15 protein-coding genes are annotated in these 16,590 nt (G+C 63.6%); 12 read left to right on the top strand and 3 right to left on the bottom strand.

Going from position 1 to position 16,590, the window contains the following annotated elements:
• Nucleotides 1–4: 4 nt before the first annotated feature.
• From BLT65_RS40820 to BLT65_RS40805, 4 genes are all read left to right on the top strand, one after another.
• Complete coding sequence (locus BLT65_RS40820) at nt 5–1,249, top strand: CaiB/BaiF CoA transferase family protein (RefSeq protein WP_091789447.1); 1,245 nt, start codon at nt 5–7, stop codon at nt 1,247–1,249.
• Nucleotides 1,250–1,321: 72 nt separating this feature from the next.
• Nucleotides 1,322–2,359, top strand: a complete 1,038-nt coding sequence (locus tag BLT65_RS40815; RefSeq protein ID WP_007586488.1) for an ABC transporter substrate-binding protein — start codon at nt 1,322–1,324, stop codon at nt 2,357–2,359.
• Nucleotides 2,360–2,495: 136 nt separating this feature from the next.
• Nucleotides 2,496–3,320 carry an ABC transporter ATP-binding protein gene (locus BLT65_RS40810; protein WP_091789444.1) on the top strand — a complete coding sequence of 275 codons (825 nt, stop codon included), beginning with the start codon at nt 2,496–2,498 and terminating at the stop codon, nt 3,318–3,320.
• 1 nt (nt 3,321) lies between these two features.
• Entirely contained in the window at nt 3,322–4,146 is an 825-nt protein-coding gene (locus tag BLT65_RS40805) for an ABC transporter permease (RefSeq protein WP_091789441.1), read from the top strand.
• Between the two features lie 78 nt (nt 4,147–4,224).
• Here the strand turns inward: BLT65_RS40805 and BLT65_RS40800 are convergent, their stop codons facing one another.
• Nucleotides 4,225–5,199, bottom strand: coding sequence for an NADPH:quinone oxidoreductase family protein (locus BLT65_RS40800; protein WP_091789492.1), 975 nt, complete (start codon nt 5,197–5,199; stop codon nt 4,225–4,227).
• Between the two features lie 290 nt (nt 5,200–5,489).
• On the opposite strand from BLT65_RS40800, the gene surE reads away from it, so the two are divergent.
• Genes surE through BLT65_RS40775 form a run of 5 tightly spaced genes read left to right on the top strand, consistent with a single transcriptional unit; the run spans nt 5,490 to nt 10,159 of the window.
• Entirely contained in the window at nt 5,490–6,248 is a 759-nt protein-coding gene (gene surE / locus BLT65_RS40795) for a 5'/3'-nucleotidase SurE (RefSeq protein ID WP_042315123.1), read from the top strand.
• Complete coding sequence (locus BLT65_RS40790; protein ID WP_091789438.1) at nt 6,245–7,321, top strand: protein-L-isoaspartate(D-aspartate) O-methyltransferase; 1,077 nt, start codon at nt 6,245–6,247, stop codon at nt 7,319–7,321. Before surE ends, BLT65_RS40790 begins: the two co-directional genes overlap by 4 nt.
• A gap of 5 nt (nt 7,322–7,326) precedes the next feature.
• Nucleotides 7,327–8,265: a peptidoglycan DD-metalloendopeptidase family protein gene (locus BLT65_RS40785; protein ID WP_091789435.1), complete on the top strand. Its 939-nt coding sequence runs from the start codon at nt 7,327–7,329 to the stop codon at nt 8,263–8,265.
• A gap of 16 nt (nt 8,266–8,281) precedes the next feature.
• Complete coding sequence (gene rpoS / locus BLT65_RS40780) at nt 8,282–9,376, top strand: RNA polymerase sigma factor RpoS (RefSeq protein ID WP_042315126.1); 1,095 nt, start codon at nt 8,282–8,284, stop codon at nt 9,374–9,376.
• A gap of 6 nt (nt 9,377–9,382) precedes the next feature.
• Entirely contained in the window at nt 9,383–10,159 is a 777-nt protein-coding gene (locus tag BLT65_RS40775; RefSeq protein ID WP_042315127.1) for a 3'-5' exonuclease, read from the top strand.
• A 787-nt stretch (nt 10,160–10,946) separates the two neighbouring features.
• Here the strand turns inward: BLT65_RS40775 and BLT65_RS40770 are convergent.
• Nucleotides 10,947–11,810, bottom strand: coding sequence for an endonuclease/exonuclease/phosphatase family protein (locus BLT65_RS40770; protein ID WP_091789432.1), 864 nt, complete (start codon nt 11,808–11,810; stop codon nt 10,947–10,949).
• An 83-nt stretch (nt 11,811–11,893) separates the two neighbouring features.
• Here BLT65_RS40770 and rlmD point away from each other — a divergent pair, with 83 nt between their 5' ends.
• Entirely contained in the window at nt 11,894–13,318 is a 1,425-nt protein-coding gene (gene rlmD, locus BLT65_RS40765; protein ID WP_042312285.1) for a 23S rRNA (uracil(1939)-C(5))-methyltransferase RlmD, read from the top strand.
• Nucleotides 13,319–13,432: 114 nt separating this feature from the next.
• Here the strand turns inward: rlmD and BLT65_RS40760 are convergent, their stop codons facing one another.
• Nucleotides 13,433–14,290: an outer membrane protein assembly factor BamD gene (locus tag BLT65_RS40760; protein ID WP_042312200.1), complete on the bottom strand. Its 858-nt coding sequence runs from the start codon at nt 14,288–14,290 to the stop codon at nt 13,433–13,435.
• 38 nt (nt 14,291–14,328) lie between these two features.
• Here BLT65_RS40760 and BLT65_RS40755 point away from each other — a divergent pair, with 38 nt between their 5' ends.
• The gene (locus BLT65_RS40755) at nt 14,329–15,612 is read left to right on the top strand and encodes an RluA family pseudouridine synthase (RefSeq protein ID WP_091789429.1); all 1,284 of its coding nucleotides are present in this window, start codon (nt 14,329–14,331) and stop codon (nt 15,610–15,612) included.
• Nucleotides 15,609–16,448 carry a peptidoglycan editing factor PgeF gene (gene pgeF, locus BLT65_RS40750; protein WP_091789426.1) on the top strand — a complete coding sequence of 280 codons (840 nt, stop codon included), beginning with the start codon at nt 15,609–15,611 and terminating at the stop codon, nt 16,446–16,448. Before BLT65_RS40755 ends, pgeF begins: the two co-directional genes overlap by 4 nt.
• Nucleotides 16,449–16,590: the final 142 nt, after the last annotated feature.

Raw genomic sequence — 16,590 nt, 5'->3', positions numbered from 1 at the left:
ACACATGAGCGCATCCACTTCAACGCCAACGGAAAAAACCGAAGCGGAAAAGCCCAAGGGACCGCTCGCGGGCGTCAAGGTGCTCGAACTCGGCACGCTGATCGCGGGTCCGTTCGCAGCGCGTTTTCTCGGCGAGTTTGGCGCGGACGTGATCAAGATCGAAGATCCGAAGGGCGGCGATCCGCTGCGCAAGTGGCGCAAGCTGTATCCCGAAGTGGGCGGCACGTCGCTGTGGTGGGCCGTGCAGGCGCGCAATAAAAAGTCCGTAACGATCAATCTGAAAGCCGACGAAGGCAAGGAAATCGTCCGCAAGCTCGCGAAGGAAGCGGATATCGTGGTCGAAAATTTCCGGCCAGGCCTGCTTGAAAAGCTCGGGCTCGGCTATGACGCGCTGTCGGCGGAGAATCCCGGTCTCGTGATGGTGCGTCTGTCCGGCTATGGTCAGACGGGCCCGTATCGCGACCGTCCCGGCTTTGGCGCGATCGCCGAATCGATGGGCGGGCTGCGGCATATCACCGGTTATCCCGACTTGCCGCCGCCGCGCATCGGCATTTCGATCGGCGATTCGATCGCGGCGCTGCATGGCGTGATCGGCGCGCTGATGGCGCTGCATCACCGGCAGGTGAACGGCGGCAAAGGGCAGGTCGTCGATGTCGCGCTGTACGAGGCCGTGTTCAACATGATGGAAAGCGTGGTGCCCGAATACGGCGTGTACGGCATGGTGCGCGAGCGCACGGGCGCATCGCTGCCGGGTATCGTGCCTTCCAACACGTATCCGTGCCGCGACGGCAGCATCGTGATCGGCGGCAATAGCGATCCGATTTTCAAGCGCCTGATGCTCGCGATCGACCGCGAAGATCTCGCGAACGATCCGGCGCTGACGCATAACGATGGCCGCGTGCCGCGCACGCAGGAGATCGACGGCGCGATCGCCGCTTGGCTAGCCAGCCGCACGATCGACGAAGCGCTCGACGTGCTGAACGCCGCCGACGTGCCCGTCGGCCGCATCTACAGCGTGGCCGACATGTTCACCGATCCGCAGTACGTCGCGCGCCAGATGATCCAGACGTTCAAGTGGCAGGACGGCCGCGACATCACGCTGCCGAACGTCACGCCGAAGCTCTCGGAGACGCCCGGCGAGACACGCTGGCTCGGGCCGGAACTGGGTGAACATACGGATGAAGTTCTGCAAACGCTGGGTTATGATGCGGACCACATTGCAAGGTTGCACGCGCAACAGATCGTGTAGCGGGCACACACGCTAGCGCACGAAGACGGGGCGGATCAGCCCGCGACAGAACAAAAAACCGGAGACAGGACCATGCAACGAAGAAGCTTCCTCGCAGGCGGCGCGGCACTCGCGGGCGCCTCGCTCGTCGGCTCGCCGCTCGCGTTCGCGCAAAGCAAGCTGGAGACGTCGAAAGTCGCGATCGCTGTCGGCGGCAAGAATCTTTTCTACTACCTGCCGCTCACCATCGCCGAGCGCCGCAATTTCTTCAAGGACGAAGGGCTCGAAATCGAAATCTCCGATTTCGCGGGCGGCTCGCAGGCGTTGAAGGCGGCTGTCGGTGGCAGCGCGGATGTGGTGTCGGGCGCGTTCGAGCATACGCTGCTGTTGCAGGCGAAAAACCAGTACTTCCGCGAATTCGTGCTGCAAGGACGCGCGCCGCAGATCGTGCTCGCCGTGTCGAAGAAGACGATGGCGAACTACAAGTCGATCGCAGATCTGAAGGGCAAGAAAATCGGCGTAACGGCGCCGGGCTCGTCGACGTCGATCATGGCGAGCTTCGTGCTCGCCAAAGCCGGGTTGACGGCGAAGGACGTGTCGTTCATCGGCGTCGGTGCGGGCGCGGGCGCGATCGCCGCGTTGCAGTCCGGCCAGATCGACGCGCTCGCCAATCTCGATCCCGTGATGACCAAGCTCGAACGCTCGGGCGAGATTCGCGTCGTGTCGGATACGCGCACGCTCAGCGACACGCGCACGGTGTTCGGCGGCAACATGCCGGCCGGCTGCCTGTACGCCTCGCAATCGTTCATCAGCAAGAATCCGAACACGACGCAGGCGCTCACTAACGCGATGGTGCGCGCGCTCAAGTGGCTGCAGACAGCGACGGGGACCGAGCTGATCAACACCGTGCCCGAGTCGTACCTGCTCGGCGACCGCGCGCTGTATCTGGATGCGTGGCAGCACGTGAAAGAGGCGATGTCGCCCGATGGCCTGATGCCCGCCGACGGCCCCGCAACGTCGCTGAAGACGCTGCAGGCGTTCGACGAGACGATAAAGGGTAAGCCGATCGATCTGTCGAAGACCTGGACGAACGACTTCGTGAAGAAGGCGCTCGCGACGGTCAAGGCATAACGCGCGATCTAAACTTCGATTCAACCTCGATCCGTGCCGGGCTTTCGCCCGGCGACGCGCGTGCGGGCGGTAGCCCGGCCGTGTCACGACGTAGCGACATCGAACCACCAAAGCATCGAAACAAGCGAGCCGAACGATGACCGTTGCCGCCCTGGCGCTCGAAAACATCACCTGCACGTTTGCGTCGCGCGAGAAGCGCGGGCAAAGCTACACCGCCGTCAAGGACACAACGCTGCGCATCGCGCCGGGCGAGTTCGTTTCCGTGGTCGGCCCGACGGGCTGCGGCAAGTCGACCTTGCTGAACGTCGGCGCGGGGCTGCTGGAGCCGTCCTCGGGCGCGGTGACGGTGTTTGGCGAGCCGCTCAAGGGCATCAACCGGCGCGCGGGCTACATGTTCCAGGCCGACGCGCTGATGCCGTGGCGCTCGGCGCTCGACAACGTGCTGGCGGGACTGTTGTTCCGCAACGTGCCGCGCGCCGAAGCCCTCGCGCGCGCCGATGAATGGTTGAAGCGCGTTGGTCTCGGCGGGTTCGGGGACCGTTATCCGCATCAGTTGTCGGGCGGCATGAGAAAGCGGGTCGCGATGGCGCAGACGCTGATCCTCGATCCCGACATCATCCTGATGGACGAGCCGTTTTCCGCGCTCGACATCCAGACGCGCCAGCTGATGGAAAACGAACTGCTCGACCTGTGGGCCGCGAAGCGCAAGGCCGTGCTCTTCATCACGCACGATCTGGATGAAGCGATCGCGATGTCGGACCGCGTCGTGGTGCTGTCGGCGGGGCCGGGCACGCGGCCGATCGGTGAGTTCACGATCGATCTGCCGCGCCCGCGCGATGTCGCCGAAGTGCGCTCGCATCCGCGCTTCGTCGAACTGCATGCGCAGATCTGGAGCGTGCTGCGCGATGAAGTGCTCAAGGGTTATCAGCAGCAACTGACGGTCGCGCCGGAGGGCAACTGAGATGTGGAAAGCATTGCGCCCGAACCGCGCGAACCTCGTGATCTGGCAGTGGCTGCTGCTCGTGCTGTGCTTCGTGCTCTGGTATGTGCTGACAAGCCCGACGCTGCTACCCGCGTTCTATTTCGACGACGCGAACAAGGCCGCGTTCTTCTTCGGCGAGCCGCAGAAAGTGCTCATGCGGATCTGGGAATGGTTCGCGTCCGGTGAAATCTATCTGCATCTGTGGATCACGCTGATCGAAACCGTGCTCGCGTTCGCGCTCGGCACGGTGCTCGGATTGGGCGTGGGCTTGTGGCTCGCGCTGTCGCCGCTCGCGAGCGCGTTGTTTGATCCGTATATCAAAGCCGCCAACTCGATGCCGCGCGTAATTCTCGCGCCGATTTTCGGTGTGTGGTTCGGCCTCGGCATCTGGTCGAAGGTCGCGCTCGGTGTGACGCTCGTGTTCTTCATCGTGTTCTTCAACGTCTATCAGGGCGTGAAGGAAGTGAGCCCCGTGGTGCTCGCGAACGCACGCATGCTCGGCGCGAACCGCAAGCAGCTGCTGCGCGCCGTCTATCTGCCGAGCGCGATGAGCTGGGTGTTCTCGAGCCTGCATACGTCGGTCGGGCTGGCGTTCGTCGGCTCGGTGGTGGGCGAGTATCTGGGTTCGGCGCGCGGCGTCGGCTATCTGATCCTGCAGGCCGAAGGCACGTTCGACATCAACACCGTGTTTGCCGGCATTCTCGTGCTGACGGCCTTCGCGCTGATACTCGATGCGATCGTCGGCGCGCTGGAAAAGCGCTTGATGAAGTGGCAGCCGAAGAGCGGCGAAACCGAAAAGCTCTGATCGCCTGACGTTCCAATTGAAAACGGCGCGTGACCTGTGAAGGTCACGCGCCGTTTTGCCTGGTGTTTCCACGCATGCCTACGGCGTGATCACGATCTTGCCGAGCACGCGCCGCTGCGCCATGTCGTTGAGCGCGCGCGCCGTGTCTTCGAGCGGATAACGCGCCGACACGAGCGGCGTGAGCTTGCCTTCGCGAATCCAGCCGAGCATCTGCTGAAACGCGGCGGCATTGCGTTGCGGCTCACGCCGCGCGAAATCGCCCCAGAACACGCCGACGATGCTCGCGCCTTTCAGCAGCGCGAGATTGAACGGCAGCTTCGGAATCTCGCCGTTCGCAAAGCCGACGACGAGATAGCGCCCGCGCCAGCCGATGCTGCGAAATGCCGGCTCCGCATAACTGCCGCCGACAGGGTCGTAAATCACATCGGGCCCGTTGCCGTCCGTGAGCGCCTTGATGCGCTCACGCAGGTCTTCCGTCGCGTAGTTGATGGTTGCATCGGCACCGTGCGCGACGCAGGTCGCGAGCTTCTCGTCGCTCGATGCCGCCGCGATCACGCGTGCGCCGAGCGCCTTGCCGATTTCGACGGCGGCGAGTCCTACGCCGCCGGCCGCGCCGAGCACGAGCATCGTCTCGCCCGCTTTCAGTGCCGCGCGATCGACCACGGCGTGATGCGACGTGCCATAGGCGAGGGTGAAGACGGCTGCCGTTTCGAGGTCGGCGTCTTCGGGCAACGGCACGCATGCGCTCGCGTCCGCGACGGCCTGCTCGGCGAAGCCGCCTTGCTGCGTGTAGGCGACCACGCGCATGCCCGGCCTGAACTGCGTGACGCCGTCGCCGACGGCGCGCACGATACCCGCGACTTCCGCGCCGGGAGTAAAGGGCAGGGGCGGTTTGAACTGATATTTGTTCTGGATGATCAGCACGTCGGGAAAGTTGACGCTTGCCGCTTTGACGTCGATTGCGATCTGTCCGGCTTGCGGCACGAGATCGGGCAGTTCCTCGATGCTCAAGCTTTCAGGCGGGCCGTACTGGTTGCAGCGGATTGCGCGCATCGTGTCTCCCATCGGTCAATGTGCGTTGCAGGCTTCACGGGTTCATGCATGTTTCATAAGCGTGCTTTCGAGTGCGTGCCGGTCGCGTGCTTCGCGCAACGGGTGCGCAGCAACGAAGCAAATCAGTCGCCATCTTGCCGAACCCTTATAGCGAAGCAGTGTAAAGCAAGCTCGAACGACCGTGCGCTTTCGCCAGGCTGCTGCACACATGCCACGCTGCATGAAAGCATAGGCATGCGCGGGGCCCGTGTGTCGTTCGCGTGCCTTGTTTCCTCGGTTACAATCGCCGGATGCGAATCCTACTCAGCAATGACGACGGTTATCTGGCGCCAGGCCTTGCTGCGCTTTACGAAGCGCTGAAGCCGCTCGCCGATGTCACCGTGATGGCTCCCGAACAGAATTGCAGCGGCGCGTCGAATTCGCTGACGCTGTCGCGCCCGCTGTCGGTGCTGCGCTCGGCCAACGGCTTCTACTACGTGAACGGCACGCCGACCGATTCCGTCCACATCGCGCTGACGGGCATGCTCGATCACACGCCCGATCTCGTCGTGTCCGGCATCAACAACGGGCAGAACATGGGCGAGGACACGCTGTACTCGGGCACCGTCGCCGCGGCGACGGAAGGCATCATGTTCAACGTGCCCGCCATCGCGTTTTCACTCGTCGATAAAGACTGGGTGCATCTCGAAGACGCGACGCGTGTTGCCGCCGAAATCGTCGCGCATTATCTCGAGCGTCCGTTGCCCGGTTATCCGTTGCTGAATGTCAACATTCCGAACCTGCCTTACGAGCAGTTGCGCGAGTGGCGCATCACGCGCCTCGGCAAGCGACATCCGTCGCAGCCGGTGATCCGGCAGAGCAATCCGCGCGGCGAGCCGATCTACTGGATCGGGCCGGCGGGCGGCGCGCGCGATGCCAGCGAAGGCACCGACTTCCACGCGGTGGCCAACGGCCTCGTGTCGATCACGCCGCTGCAACTCGATCTGACCCATACGGCTATGCTGCCCGCGGCGCGCGACTGGCTGAGCGCCGGGAGCGGCGCTTCATGACGGGCGAGCGCGCAAAGCGCTTTCCGCTTGGACTCGAAGACCTGGTGCGCGAGCCGCGCCGGGCGGACGCGCGCGGCGCGAAAGCAGGTGTGGCCAAGTCGGCTGCATCGAAGCCTGCCGCAACCAAGACGGCCGTACCCAATCTGAACGCGCCGGCAGCAGGCCGCACGCGCAACGGCGTGAGCGGCACCGTAGCCGCAAAAACGCCGGCGGGCGCGAAGGGCGCGACAGGCATCCTCAATTCGAACGCGAAAACGGCCGGTTCGTCCGCGCGCACGCCCGCGATTACAAAAAGTCCGTCCGCAATCGTCAATACGAAAGGCGCAACCACGATCCGCAATGACGGCGCGCGCAACCAGTTGCCGCGTCCCGTGACGGCGGTGTTCGAGCGCACGGGCGCGCCCAACGTCGCGTTGACGAGCGCCGTCACGCTGACGTCAGAACGCGTGCGCGAGCGGATGGTCGAAAGGCTGCGGGCGAACGGCATCACGGACCCGCGCGTGCTCGACGCGATGGCGATGGTGCCGCGTCATATGTTCGTCGATCCTGGCCTCGCGACGCAGGCTTACGAGGACGCGGCGCTGCCGATCGGCCATCACCAGACGATCTCGAAGCCTTCCGTGGTCGCGCGGATGATCGAGCTGGCCGCGCAGGGCCGCACGCTCGCGAACGTGCTGGAAATCGGCACCGGCTGTGGCTATCAGGCCGCGGTGCTGAGCCACGTCGCGCGCGACGTGTATTCGATTGAACGCATCAAGCCGCTTTACGAGCGCGCGAAGACGAACCTGCGTCCGCTGCGCATCCCGAACATCCGCCTGCACTACGGCGACGGACGGATCGGTTTGCCGGCCGCTGCACCGTTCGATGCGATCGTGATCGCGGCAGCTGGACTCGATGTGCCGCAGGCGCTGCTGGAGCAGCTTGCCATTGGTGCGCGGCTCGTGGCGCCTGTCGGATCGCAGGACGGACAGTCGCAGGTACTCACGCTCGTCGAGCGCACGGGGCCCGCGCAGTGGCGCGAATCGCGGCTTGATCGCGTTTTCTTTGTCCCCTTAAAATCCGGAGTGATTTAACCCCGATGAGTATGTTTCGCGCGATGCAAAGAACAAGCCTGAATGTCCCGTTGTCCGTCGCTCAGCGCAGCGTTTGCGTGGCCATGCTGTCCGTCCTGGCCGCATGTGCAACGCGGCTCGATAACGCGCCCGTCGTCGATCGCTCCGGCACCCTCGGCACCGTCACGCAGGCGGGCGCCGCGCCCGGCGCGCAGCCGGCCGTGCCGCTCGGCCCGCCGCCTCCGGGCTACTACCGAGTGAAGCCTGGCGATACCTTGTATAGGATCGCGCTCGAAAACGGTCAAAACTATCGCGACATCGCCGCGTGGAACAACCTGACGAACCCGAACCAGATCGAAGTCGACCAGTTGCTGCGCGTGGCGCCGCCGGGCGCGAACGGCGCGCCAGTGGTGCCGGGTGTCGCGACCGCGCCGATTGGCGGTGGCGCGGTGCAGAACGCGCCAATTGCGGGCGTGCAGCCGGCGCCGTCGGCGGGCGCGGCCAACCAGCCGCCCATTTACGGTGCGGCGCCGGGCGCGTCAGGTACACAGCCGATCACGCCGCCGCCCGCCGCCAGCGACGCGACGGCGTCGAACGGCAACGTGACGTTTGCGTGGCCCGTGCGTGGTCCGTTGTTGAACGGCTTTGATGATTCGAAGAACAAAGGCGTGAACATCGGCGGATCGGCGGGTGAAGCGGTAAAGGCTTCCGCCGATGGTCGCGTGGTTTATGCAGGAAATGGGCTGCGCGGTTACGGCAATCTCATTATCATCAAACATGACGCGACGTATCTCACAGCGTATGCACATAATCGTGCTTTGATGGTAAAAGAGGGTGACGCGGTGACCAAAGGTCAGAAGATCGCCGAAATGGGCAACAGTGATTCGGACCGCGTGATGTTGCATTTCGAAGTTCGCCGCCAGGGTAAGCCTGTCGACCCAATGAAGTATTTGCCGCCGCAATAAGCCAAGCGATACGACCATGCCGAAATCGAAGCGCCGCCCGTCGCAAGCAGAGACTGAGTCCGTGAGCCGTGCCACGCCTGTTTCGGTGGACGACGCTGGCGCTTCGGAGGTCGATGACGACAACGTCGAGGACCTCGACAACGCGAACGATCCCGAAGAGCGTGCGTCGGGTCGCGACGAGGAATCTGAGGGGCGCGAAAGCGCAAACGATTCCGCTCCCGACGCCGACGATTTCCGCGCGCTGCTGCAGGCCGAACTCACGGCCGACACGATCCAGCACTACCTGAACCGGATCAGCGTGAAGCCGCTGCTCACCGTCGAGGAAGAGCAGCGCTATTCGCGTCTCGCGAAGGCGGGCGAATTCGAAGCGCGCCAGGTGATGATCGAGCGCAACCTGCGCTTGGTGGTCAGCATCGCGAAGGGCTATCTGAATCGCGGCGTGCCGCTGCTCGATCTGATCGAAGAGGGCAACCTCGGCCTGATGCACGCCATCGAAAAGTTCGATCCGACGCGCGGCTTCCGTTTCTCGACGTACGCGACCTGGTGGATTCGCCAGAGCATCGAGCGCGCGATCATGAATCAGGCGCGTACGGTGCGACTGCCCGTGCATGTGATCCGCGAGCTGAACCAGGTGTTGCGCGCGAAGCGCCACCTCGAAAAGAATTCGATGAATTCGGGCGAAGCGGCCGAGCGCCGCGACGCAAGCATCGACGACATTGCGTATCTCACGGGCAAGACGACGGACGAAGTCACGGATATCCTCGCCTTGAACGAGCACACCGCGTCGCTCGATGCGCCGCTCGATCTCGACCCGGCGAGCAGCCTGCTCGATCTGTTGTCGGATGACCAGAGCCAGTCGCCCGATGCCGAGGTGCAGCACCGCGAGCTTGAGACGCTGACGCGCGCGTGGCTCGCGCGGCTGTCGGACAAACATCGTCATGTGATCGAGCGCCGCTTTGGGCTGAATCACATCGAACCGGCCACGCTCGAAGAACTCGCCGACGAAATGGGCCTCACGCGCGAGCGTGTGCGCCAGATCCAGCAAGAGGCGCTGGTGCGTCTGAAGCGCTTCTTTGCGTCCAATGGCGTTCGGAAGGACGCTGTTCTCTAGAAACTGATGACTCCAATTCTGGTATTCGACATCGAGACGATTCCCGATGTCGCCGGCATTCGCCGGCTTGAAAGTCTTCCCGCAACGATGTCCGACGAAGAAGTGGCCGAACACGCGTTTGCGGCGCGGCGCGAGAAGACGGGCAGTGATTTTCTGCCGCATCACCTGCAACGTGTCGCGGCGATTTCATGCGTGTTCCGCGACAACAATGGTTTTCGGGTGCGTTCGCTTGGCACGACTTCGGATGGCGAGGCTTCGCTCGTGCAGTCGTTTTATCGCACGATCGAGAAGTACACGCCGCAGCTCGTGTCGTGGAATGGTGGTGGCTTTGATTTGCCGGTGCTGAATTACCGTGCGATGGTGAATGGCATTCGCGCGAACCGGTTTTGGGATCTTGGCGAGGATGACCGCGATTTCAAGTGGAACAACTACATCAGCCGATACCACGCGCGGCATACTGATTTGATGGATGTGCTGGCGATGTATCAGGCGCGGGCGAATGCGCCGCTCGATGCGCTTGCCAAGTTGTGTGGCTTTCCCGGCAAGCTCGGGATGGATGGTGGGCAGGTGTGGCATGCGTTTCAGGCGGGGCGGATCGATGAGATTCGTAACTACTGTGAGACGGATGTCGTTAATACTTATCTGCTTTATTGTCGGTTTCAGTTGATGCGGGGTGGGTTTTCGCCGGAGGAGTATGCGGATGAAATCGCACTCGTGAAGAACTCCCTTGCGCAGGAGGCGGCGCCTCATTGGGCTGAGTATCTCGCTGCGTTTGATAATTAGTGGGTTTGGTGTCTGCGGCGCTGGGTGGGTTGCGCGCGGTATTGCGACTTCGGCTTGCGGCGCGGACTGTTTGGTTTGCTTGTGTTTTGCTGGCATCCGCGCGATGTCTTCGTGCTTCAAGCGTCGCCCCTGTGCGGGGCGGCACCTACTTTTCTTTGCCGCCGCAAAGAAAAGTAGGCAAAAGAAAGCGGCTCACACCGCCAGCCCGTGTTCTTATCCACGGGCCCTCAACGTCCCCACGCTTCACACGGCAGTGCCCTGGTTGGGGCTGGTTGCCAACGCTTCGAATGAACGCCTCACCCGCTTCGAATGCCCGTACCCGGGCAAGCGGCAGCGAACGGTATGTGCCGCCCAGGTGGCAAACTGTGTGTAGGCCGTAGCACCTCACTCGCCTCACTTCGGACCGATAGCGCATGCGTTCAACCCTGTAAGAGCGCTACCCTGTGCGACGCGACAACCTACACACAGTTTGCCACCTGGGCGGCCGTGGAATACCTGGCACGGCATGGAGTAGCGCGGGTGCGTGAAGCGGGTGAGGCGCAGCGCAAGAGCGTCGGCAACGAACATGGGTCACGTGATTGCCGTGTGAAGCGTAAGACCCTTTGGGGGCCCTCAGGCAAACACAGGAACTGGCGGTGTTAGCCGCTTTCTTTTGCCTACTTTTCTTTGCGGCGGCAAAGAAAAGTAGGTGCCGCCCCGCACAGGGGCGACGCGTGAAGCTAGATAACAAATCGCGGATGCCAGCGCAAACACCAGCAAACCACCCCAGCGTCGCAGACAACAAAACTCAACCCATCTCTACGACAATCGGCTGATGATCCGAAGCGCGGGTCGCGCCATCGACCTCACACCTTCGTAACCGCGTCCGCAAATCCTCGGTGACAAATACGAAATCACACGTCAGCGGCCCATCTGCCCACTGGACCTTGTCATAGACACCCGCCGTCATAGGCGGCGTCTCCCCAGGATGCAACGCAGTCCACGCATCGATAAAAGAAGGACTACCGTCGAGCGGCTCCAGCATCCGCCGGTAGGCTTCACTATCGTATGCGCTATTGAAATCGCCACACACGAGCGCACTGACAGGCCGCCCGGTATCAGCAAAAGGCCCAATGGCGTTCTCGGCGGGTACGGGGTGCGCCGCATGCCCCGCAGCCTCCTGCTGCAACTGGCGCAGCCGATCAACCTGCGCAATCCGCTGCTTAAGCGAATAAAACTCCAGATGCGTAACGATCACCCGCACCGACCCGCCCGGTGCGCGCAGCACAGCCTCAAGCGCGACGCGCTGCATCGACGGCGCCTCCGAATCGGCAGGCCACGGCAACGAATGCCGGATCACACGCTCAACAGGCAGCCGCGTCGCGATCGCATTGCCGAACTGCCGCCGCGGCGCAGCCGGCGCGTCCAGCTTCAGCGCGGGCAGATCCGCGCCGATCGCCTCCAGCACCGTGAAGCCGGGCAGGGCGTCGGCGATCTCGGCGAACTGGTCGTCGCCCGGATGGCCCGCCAGCACCGAAAAGCCGCGCGTGACTTCCTGTAGGCACAGCACGTCGAAATCAACGAGCCGCCGCGCCTCGTCGATCGTGCGCGACAGGTTCACGTCCCCGTGCGCACTGCGTCCCCACTGGACATTCCAGCTGATCAGTCGCATCGTCAAATCTCCGTCGGTGTGTGTCGTTCGTCTACAATCTCGTGTTTGGTCCCACTTTTACACAGTCTGTCAGGAAGTCGCAGGTGTCCGAAACTGTCCCCCACATTGGTAAAACGCGCTCGTCCAGAAAGAGCAAGCAGGCGCGCGAAGACGCAGCCGCTGGTCCCTTCAAGGCGCCCGAACTCGATATCGATTCGCTCGACATGGAAGCGCGCGGCGTCGGCCGCACCGTCACGGAAGACGGCTCGCCCGGCAAGGTCATCTTCGTCGAGGGCGCGCTGCCCGGCGAACGCGTCACCTATTCGAGCTACCGGAAGAAGCCGAGTTTCGAACAGGCGCAGGTCGTCGATATCCTTAAAGAGAGCGTGATCCGTACCCGCCCGCAGTGCAAGTTTTTTGGCATCTGCGGCGGTTGTTCGATGCAGCATCTCGACGTACGCGCGCAGATCGCCGTCAAGCAGCGCGTGCTCGAAGACAATCTGATGCATCTGTCGAAGCTGCGCCCGGAAACCGTGTTCCGGCCGATCCACGGCCCGTCGTGGGGCTACCGCTATCGCGCGCGTTTGACTGTGCGCAACGTCGCGAAGAAGGGCGGCGTGCTGGTCGGTTTCCACGAAAAGAAGAGCAGCTACGTCGCCGATATGACGAGCTGTGAAGTGCTGCCGCCGCATGTGTCCGACATGCTGGTGCCGCTGCGGCACATGGTCGAAGCGCTGTCGATTCGCGACCGCATGCCGCAGATCGAACTGGCCGTCGGCTCGTCGGTGACGGCGCTCGTGCTGCGCGTTCTGGAGCCGATCAACGAAGCCGACGAACAGGTGCTGCGCGATTTCGCCGATCAGCACAACGTCCAGTTCTGGCTGCAGCCGAAGGGTCCGGACTCGGTCTATCCGTTCTATCCGCTCGATGCGCAGCTCGACTACACGCTGCCCGAATACGGCATCCGCATGCCGTTCCGCCCGACCGACTTCACGCAGGTCAACCATCAGATCAACCGTGTGCTGGTCGGCCGCGCGCTGCGCCTGCTGGCGCCCGCGAAGACCGACCGCGTGCTCGATCTGTTCTGCGGCATCGGCAACTTCACGCTGCCGCTCGCGCGGATCTCGCGGGAAGTGGTCGGTATCGAAGGCAGCGAGGTGCTGACCTCGCGCGCGCTCGACAACGCGAAGGAAAACGGCGTCGACAGCCATACGTCGTTCGCGAGCCGTAACCTGTTCGAAGTCACCGCCGACGACATTCGCGCGCTCGGCCACTTCGACAAGTACCTGATCGATCCGCCGCGCGAAGGCGCGCTCGCGGTGTCGAAGGCGCTGGCGGATATTGCGCAGAGCGGCGAAGGGCCGTTGCCGAAGCGCATCGTCTACGTGTCGTGCAACCCGGCGACGCTCGCGCGTGACGCGGGCCTGCTCGTTCATGAAGCGGGCTACCGGTTGAAGGGTGCGGGCGTGGTGAACATGTTCCCGCATACGTCGCACGTCGAGTCGATTGCGCTCTTCGAGCGCGACTGAACGCGACGGGCTGAAGCGTCCGCCCAACGCGGAAACGCGGAAATGCGGACGCCAGAAGCAAAAACGCCACGGTATGTAACCGTGGCGTTTTTTATCTGGTCAGGGTCAGGCGGCTCAGAACTGCCACCACGACTTTTCCTTGCCCGGACGGGCACGGCCCGTGATGTACGGGCTGTCCGGGAAGGTGCCGGCCAGGATGCGCTTCGTGTCGTCCGCAAGCTGCGGCTGATCCAGTTTCTGATACGACAGCATCATGATGTGCAGCGCGTCTTCGATCGCGGGCGCGTTCTTGTATTCCTTGATCGCGAGCTGCGCACGGTTGATGGCGGCCACATACGCGCCGCGGCGGTAGTAGTAGTCCGCTGCATGCACTTCGTGCGACGCGAGCGCGTTCACGATATAGCGCATGCGCTGGGCTGCATCCGGTGCGTACTTGCTCTGCGGATACTTGTCGACGACGACCTTGAACGCGTCATATGACTCGCGCAGCGACTTCGGATCGCGCTCGCTCATGTCCTGGCCCGAGAAGCGGCCGAACAGGCCCAGATCGTCGTTGAAGTGGATCATGCCCTTCAGGTAGTACGCGTAGGGGATGTCCGGGTGATCCGGGTGAAGCTGGATGAAGCGGTTGACGGCCTGGTCGGCGGCGTCCGTTTCGCTGTCCTTCCAGTTGCAGTACGCAACGTTGATCTGCGCCTGCTGCGCGAAATGGCCGAACGGGTCGCGGCCTTCGAGTGCTTCGAAGTATTTCGCGCACTTGCCGAAGTCGCCGCCGCTCAAGGCGTCTTGCGCCTCCGTATATAATTTGTTGTTGGTCCACGTGGCCGTTTCGTCGGTCTTTTCCGGCAGGCCGTGACAGGCCGCTACCAGCGTAACGGCCGCCATGGAAGCGCCATAGAGGGCTGCTTTCCTGGCCAGCTTTTGGGCCACCGTCTTTCGAACAGTTTGAGTAATGATGTTCAAGGCTCGCATTTTCCAGTCTAGCTTTACGTCCAGGTGACCCAGTCTCGATGACCCGTTCCAATACTCCGCGCCCCGGTCAGGGCGCGCGGAAGAGCAACAAAGATTATAGCCCAAGCGCCGACCCCGCCAACGTATCGGCAGGTGACCCGGGCGCCGATACCCTCGACGACGATCTCGTCGACGACGCGCTTGCCCCACAGGCTGTAGCCGCCGCGGAGCAAGGCTCCGCGCGGCGCGCGGACGAAACGCCGCGCGTCGTCACGGTGCCGTCCGAGCTTGCTGGCGAGCGGCTCGACAAGGTGCTCGCCAAAGTCTTTCCGGAGTTTTCACGCAGCCGGCTGCAAAGCTGGATCGAGGCGCAACGTGTGCGCGTCGACGGACAGCCCGCGAAGATCCGCCATCCGGTGCCACTTGGCGCGTCGATCGAGCTCGTGCCCGATCTGCTGCCCGAGCAGCTCGCGTTCACGCCGGAACCCGTGCCGCTCGATATCGTCTATGAAGACGACACGCTCGTCGTGATCAACAAGCCGGCCGGTCTCGTCGTGCATCCCGCTGCGGGGAACTGGAGCGGCACGGTGCTCAACGGCCTGCTGCATCGCTATGGCGACGCGGCGGCGGGCTTGCCGCGCGCGGGCATCGTGCATCGGCTGGACAAGGAGACATCGGGGCTGATGGTCGTCGCGCGCACGCTCGAAGCGCAAACCGATCTCGTGCGCCAGCTGCAGGCGCGCACCGTGAAACGCCGCTATCTCGCGCTCGTGTGGGGCAACATGCGCGACGAAGGCACGATCGACGCGCCGATCGGCCGCGATCCGCGCGAGCGAACGCGCATGGCCGTGGTGACGGGCGCATCGGGCAAGCCGGCGCGCACGCACTTCCGGCGCATCGATTCGGCGATCTGGGAGCGGCAGCCCGTTTCAGCGATTCACTGCGATCTGGAGACGGGCCGCACGCATCAGATCCGCGTGCATTGCGCGCACATTGGTCATCCACTGCTGGGCGACCCGGTTTATGGACGCGCGCGCGGCAAGCGTTCGGTGGCGCCGCTGCCGGGCGGCTTCGCGCGCCAGGCGCTGCATGCATGGCGGCTCGCGCTGGTTCATCCGCGCACGGGCCGCACGATGCAATGGCGCGCCGACGTGCCCGACGATATCGCTGAACTGTCCGAAGCGTTGGGCCTTGGCCGCGAGCACGAAGCAGCGTACCAGGAAGATTTCGACGAGTATGACGACGACTACGATGACGAAGCCGAAGCATCGATCGAAGACGACTACGACGATGAAGACGATGCCGACGACGAAGCCTCACCCGACAAGGACGACCGCGCATGACGCTGCCTGAGCTGACCACGAACGACGTGCTGCGCCCCGAGTGGTCCGTGTCGTCGCGCGTGCGAGCGCTCGTCACGACGCGCAACGGCGGCGTGAGCCTGCCGCCGTTCGGCACATGGCGCGATGGCGTCGATGGTGCGGGCGGGCTGAATCTCGGCAGGAAGTCGGGCGACGATCCCGCGCATGTGGAAGCAAACCGCGCGCGGATGATGAAGCTGACAGCGCACGATGAAGCCGCGTGGCTCTCGCAGGTTCATGGCGCGACCGTCGTGAATGCCGACGACGTGCTGGCCGCCACACAGCGCGGCGAGCCGTTGATGCAAGCCGACGCCAGCGTGACCGACCGGACGGGGACGGTATGCGTGGTGATGATCGCCGATTGCATGCCCGTTCTGCTATGCGATCCGCAAGGCCGCGCGGTGGGTGCCGCGCACGCGGGCTGGCGTGGTCTCGCGTCGGGTGTCGTGGAGAATACGGCGCAGCGTGTCGCATCACTCGCGTGTACTGACATGTCAGTACTGCATGCTTATCTCGGCCCATGCATCGGCCCGCAGGCCTTCGAGGTCGGACCAGACGTGCGTGACGCCTTCATGAAGGGTGTCGGCGGCGCACAACGCGATATCGTCGCCAGCGCCTTCGTCGAGCACCCGCTGAATGCCGGCAAGTTCCTCGCGGATCTGCCGCGGCTCGCGCGTTGGCGTCTCGCGCAGATCGGCATCACGAACGTGGTGGGCGGCGACCACTGCACGGTCACCGAACGCGAGCGTTTCTACTCCTATCGACGCGATCGCGAGACGGGCCGCATGGCCGCGCTGATCTGGCTCGCGGACCAATGACGAAAGCGGCTAACTGCCGCTGCGCAAAGGCAATTTTGCTGCGCGCGGCCCGACGTCGAGCGGGGTCTTATGCAGTCTTATGCTGCACTGCGCGAAAATAAGAAGGCCTACGCGGTTGCGCAGTGCATAAGCGTTCCGCGCG

This window comes from Paraburkholderia steynii, from assembly GCF_900100565.1.
Classification (GTDB): Bacteria; Pseudomonadota; Gammaproteobacteria; order Burkholderiales; family Burkholderiaceae; genus Paraburkholderia; species Paraburkholderia terrae.
Note: the sequence above shows the minus strand (reverse complement) of the source record. Positions and strands in the feature narration are given on the sequence as shown.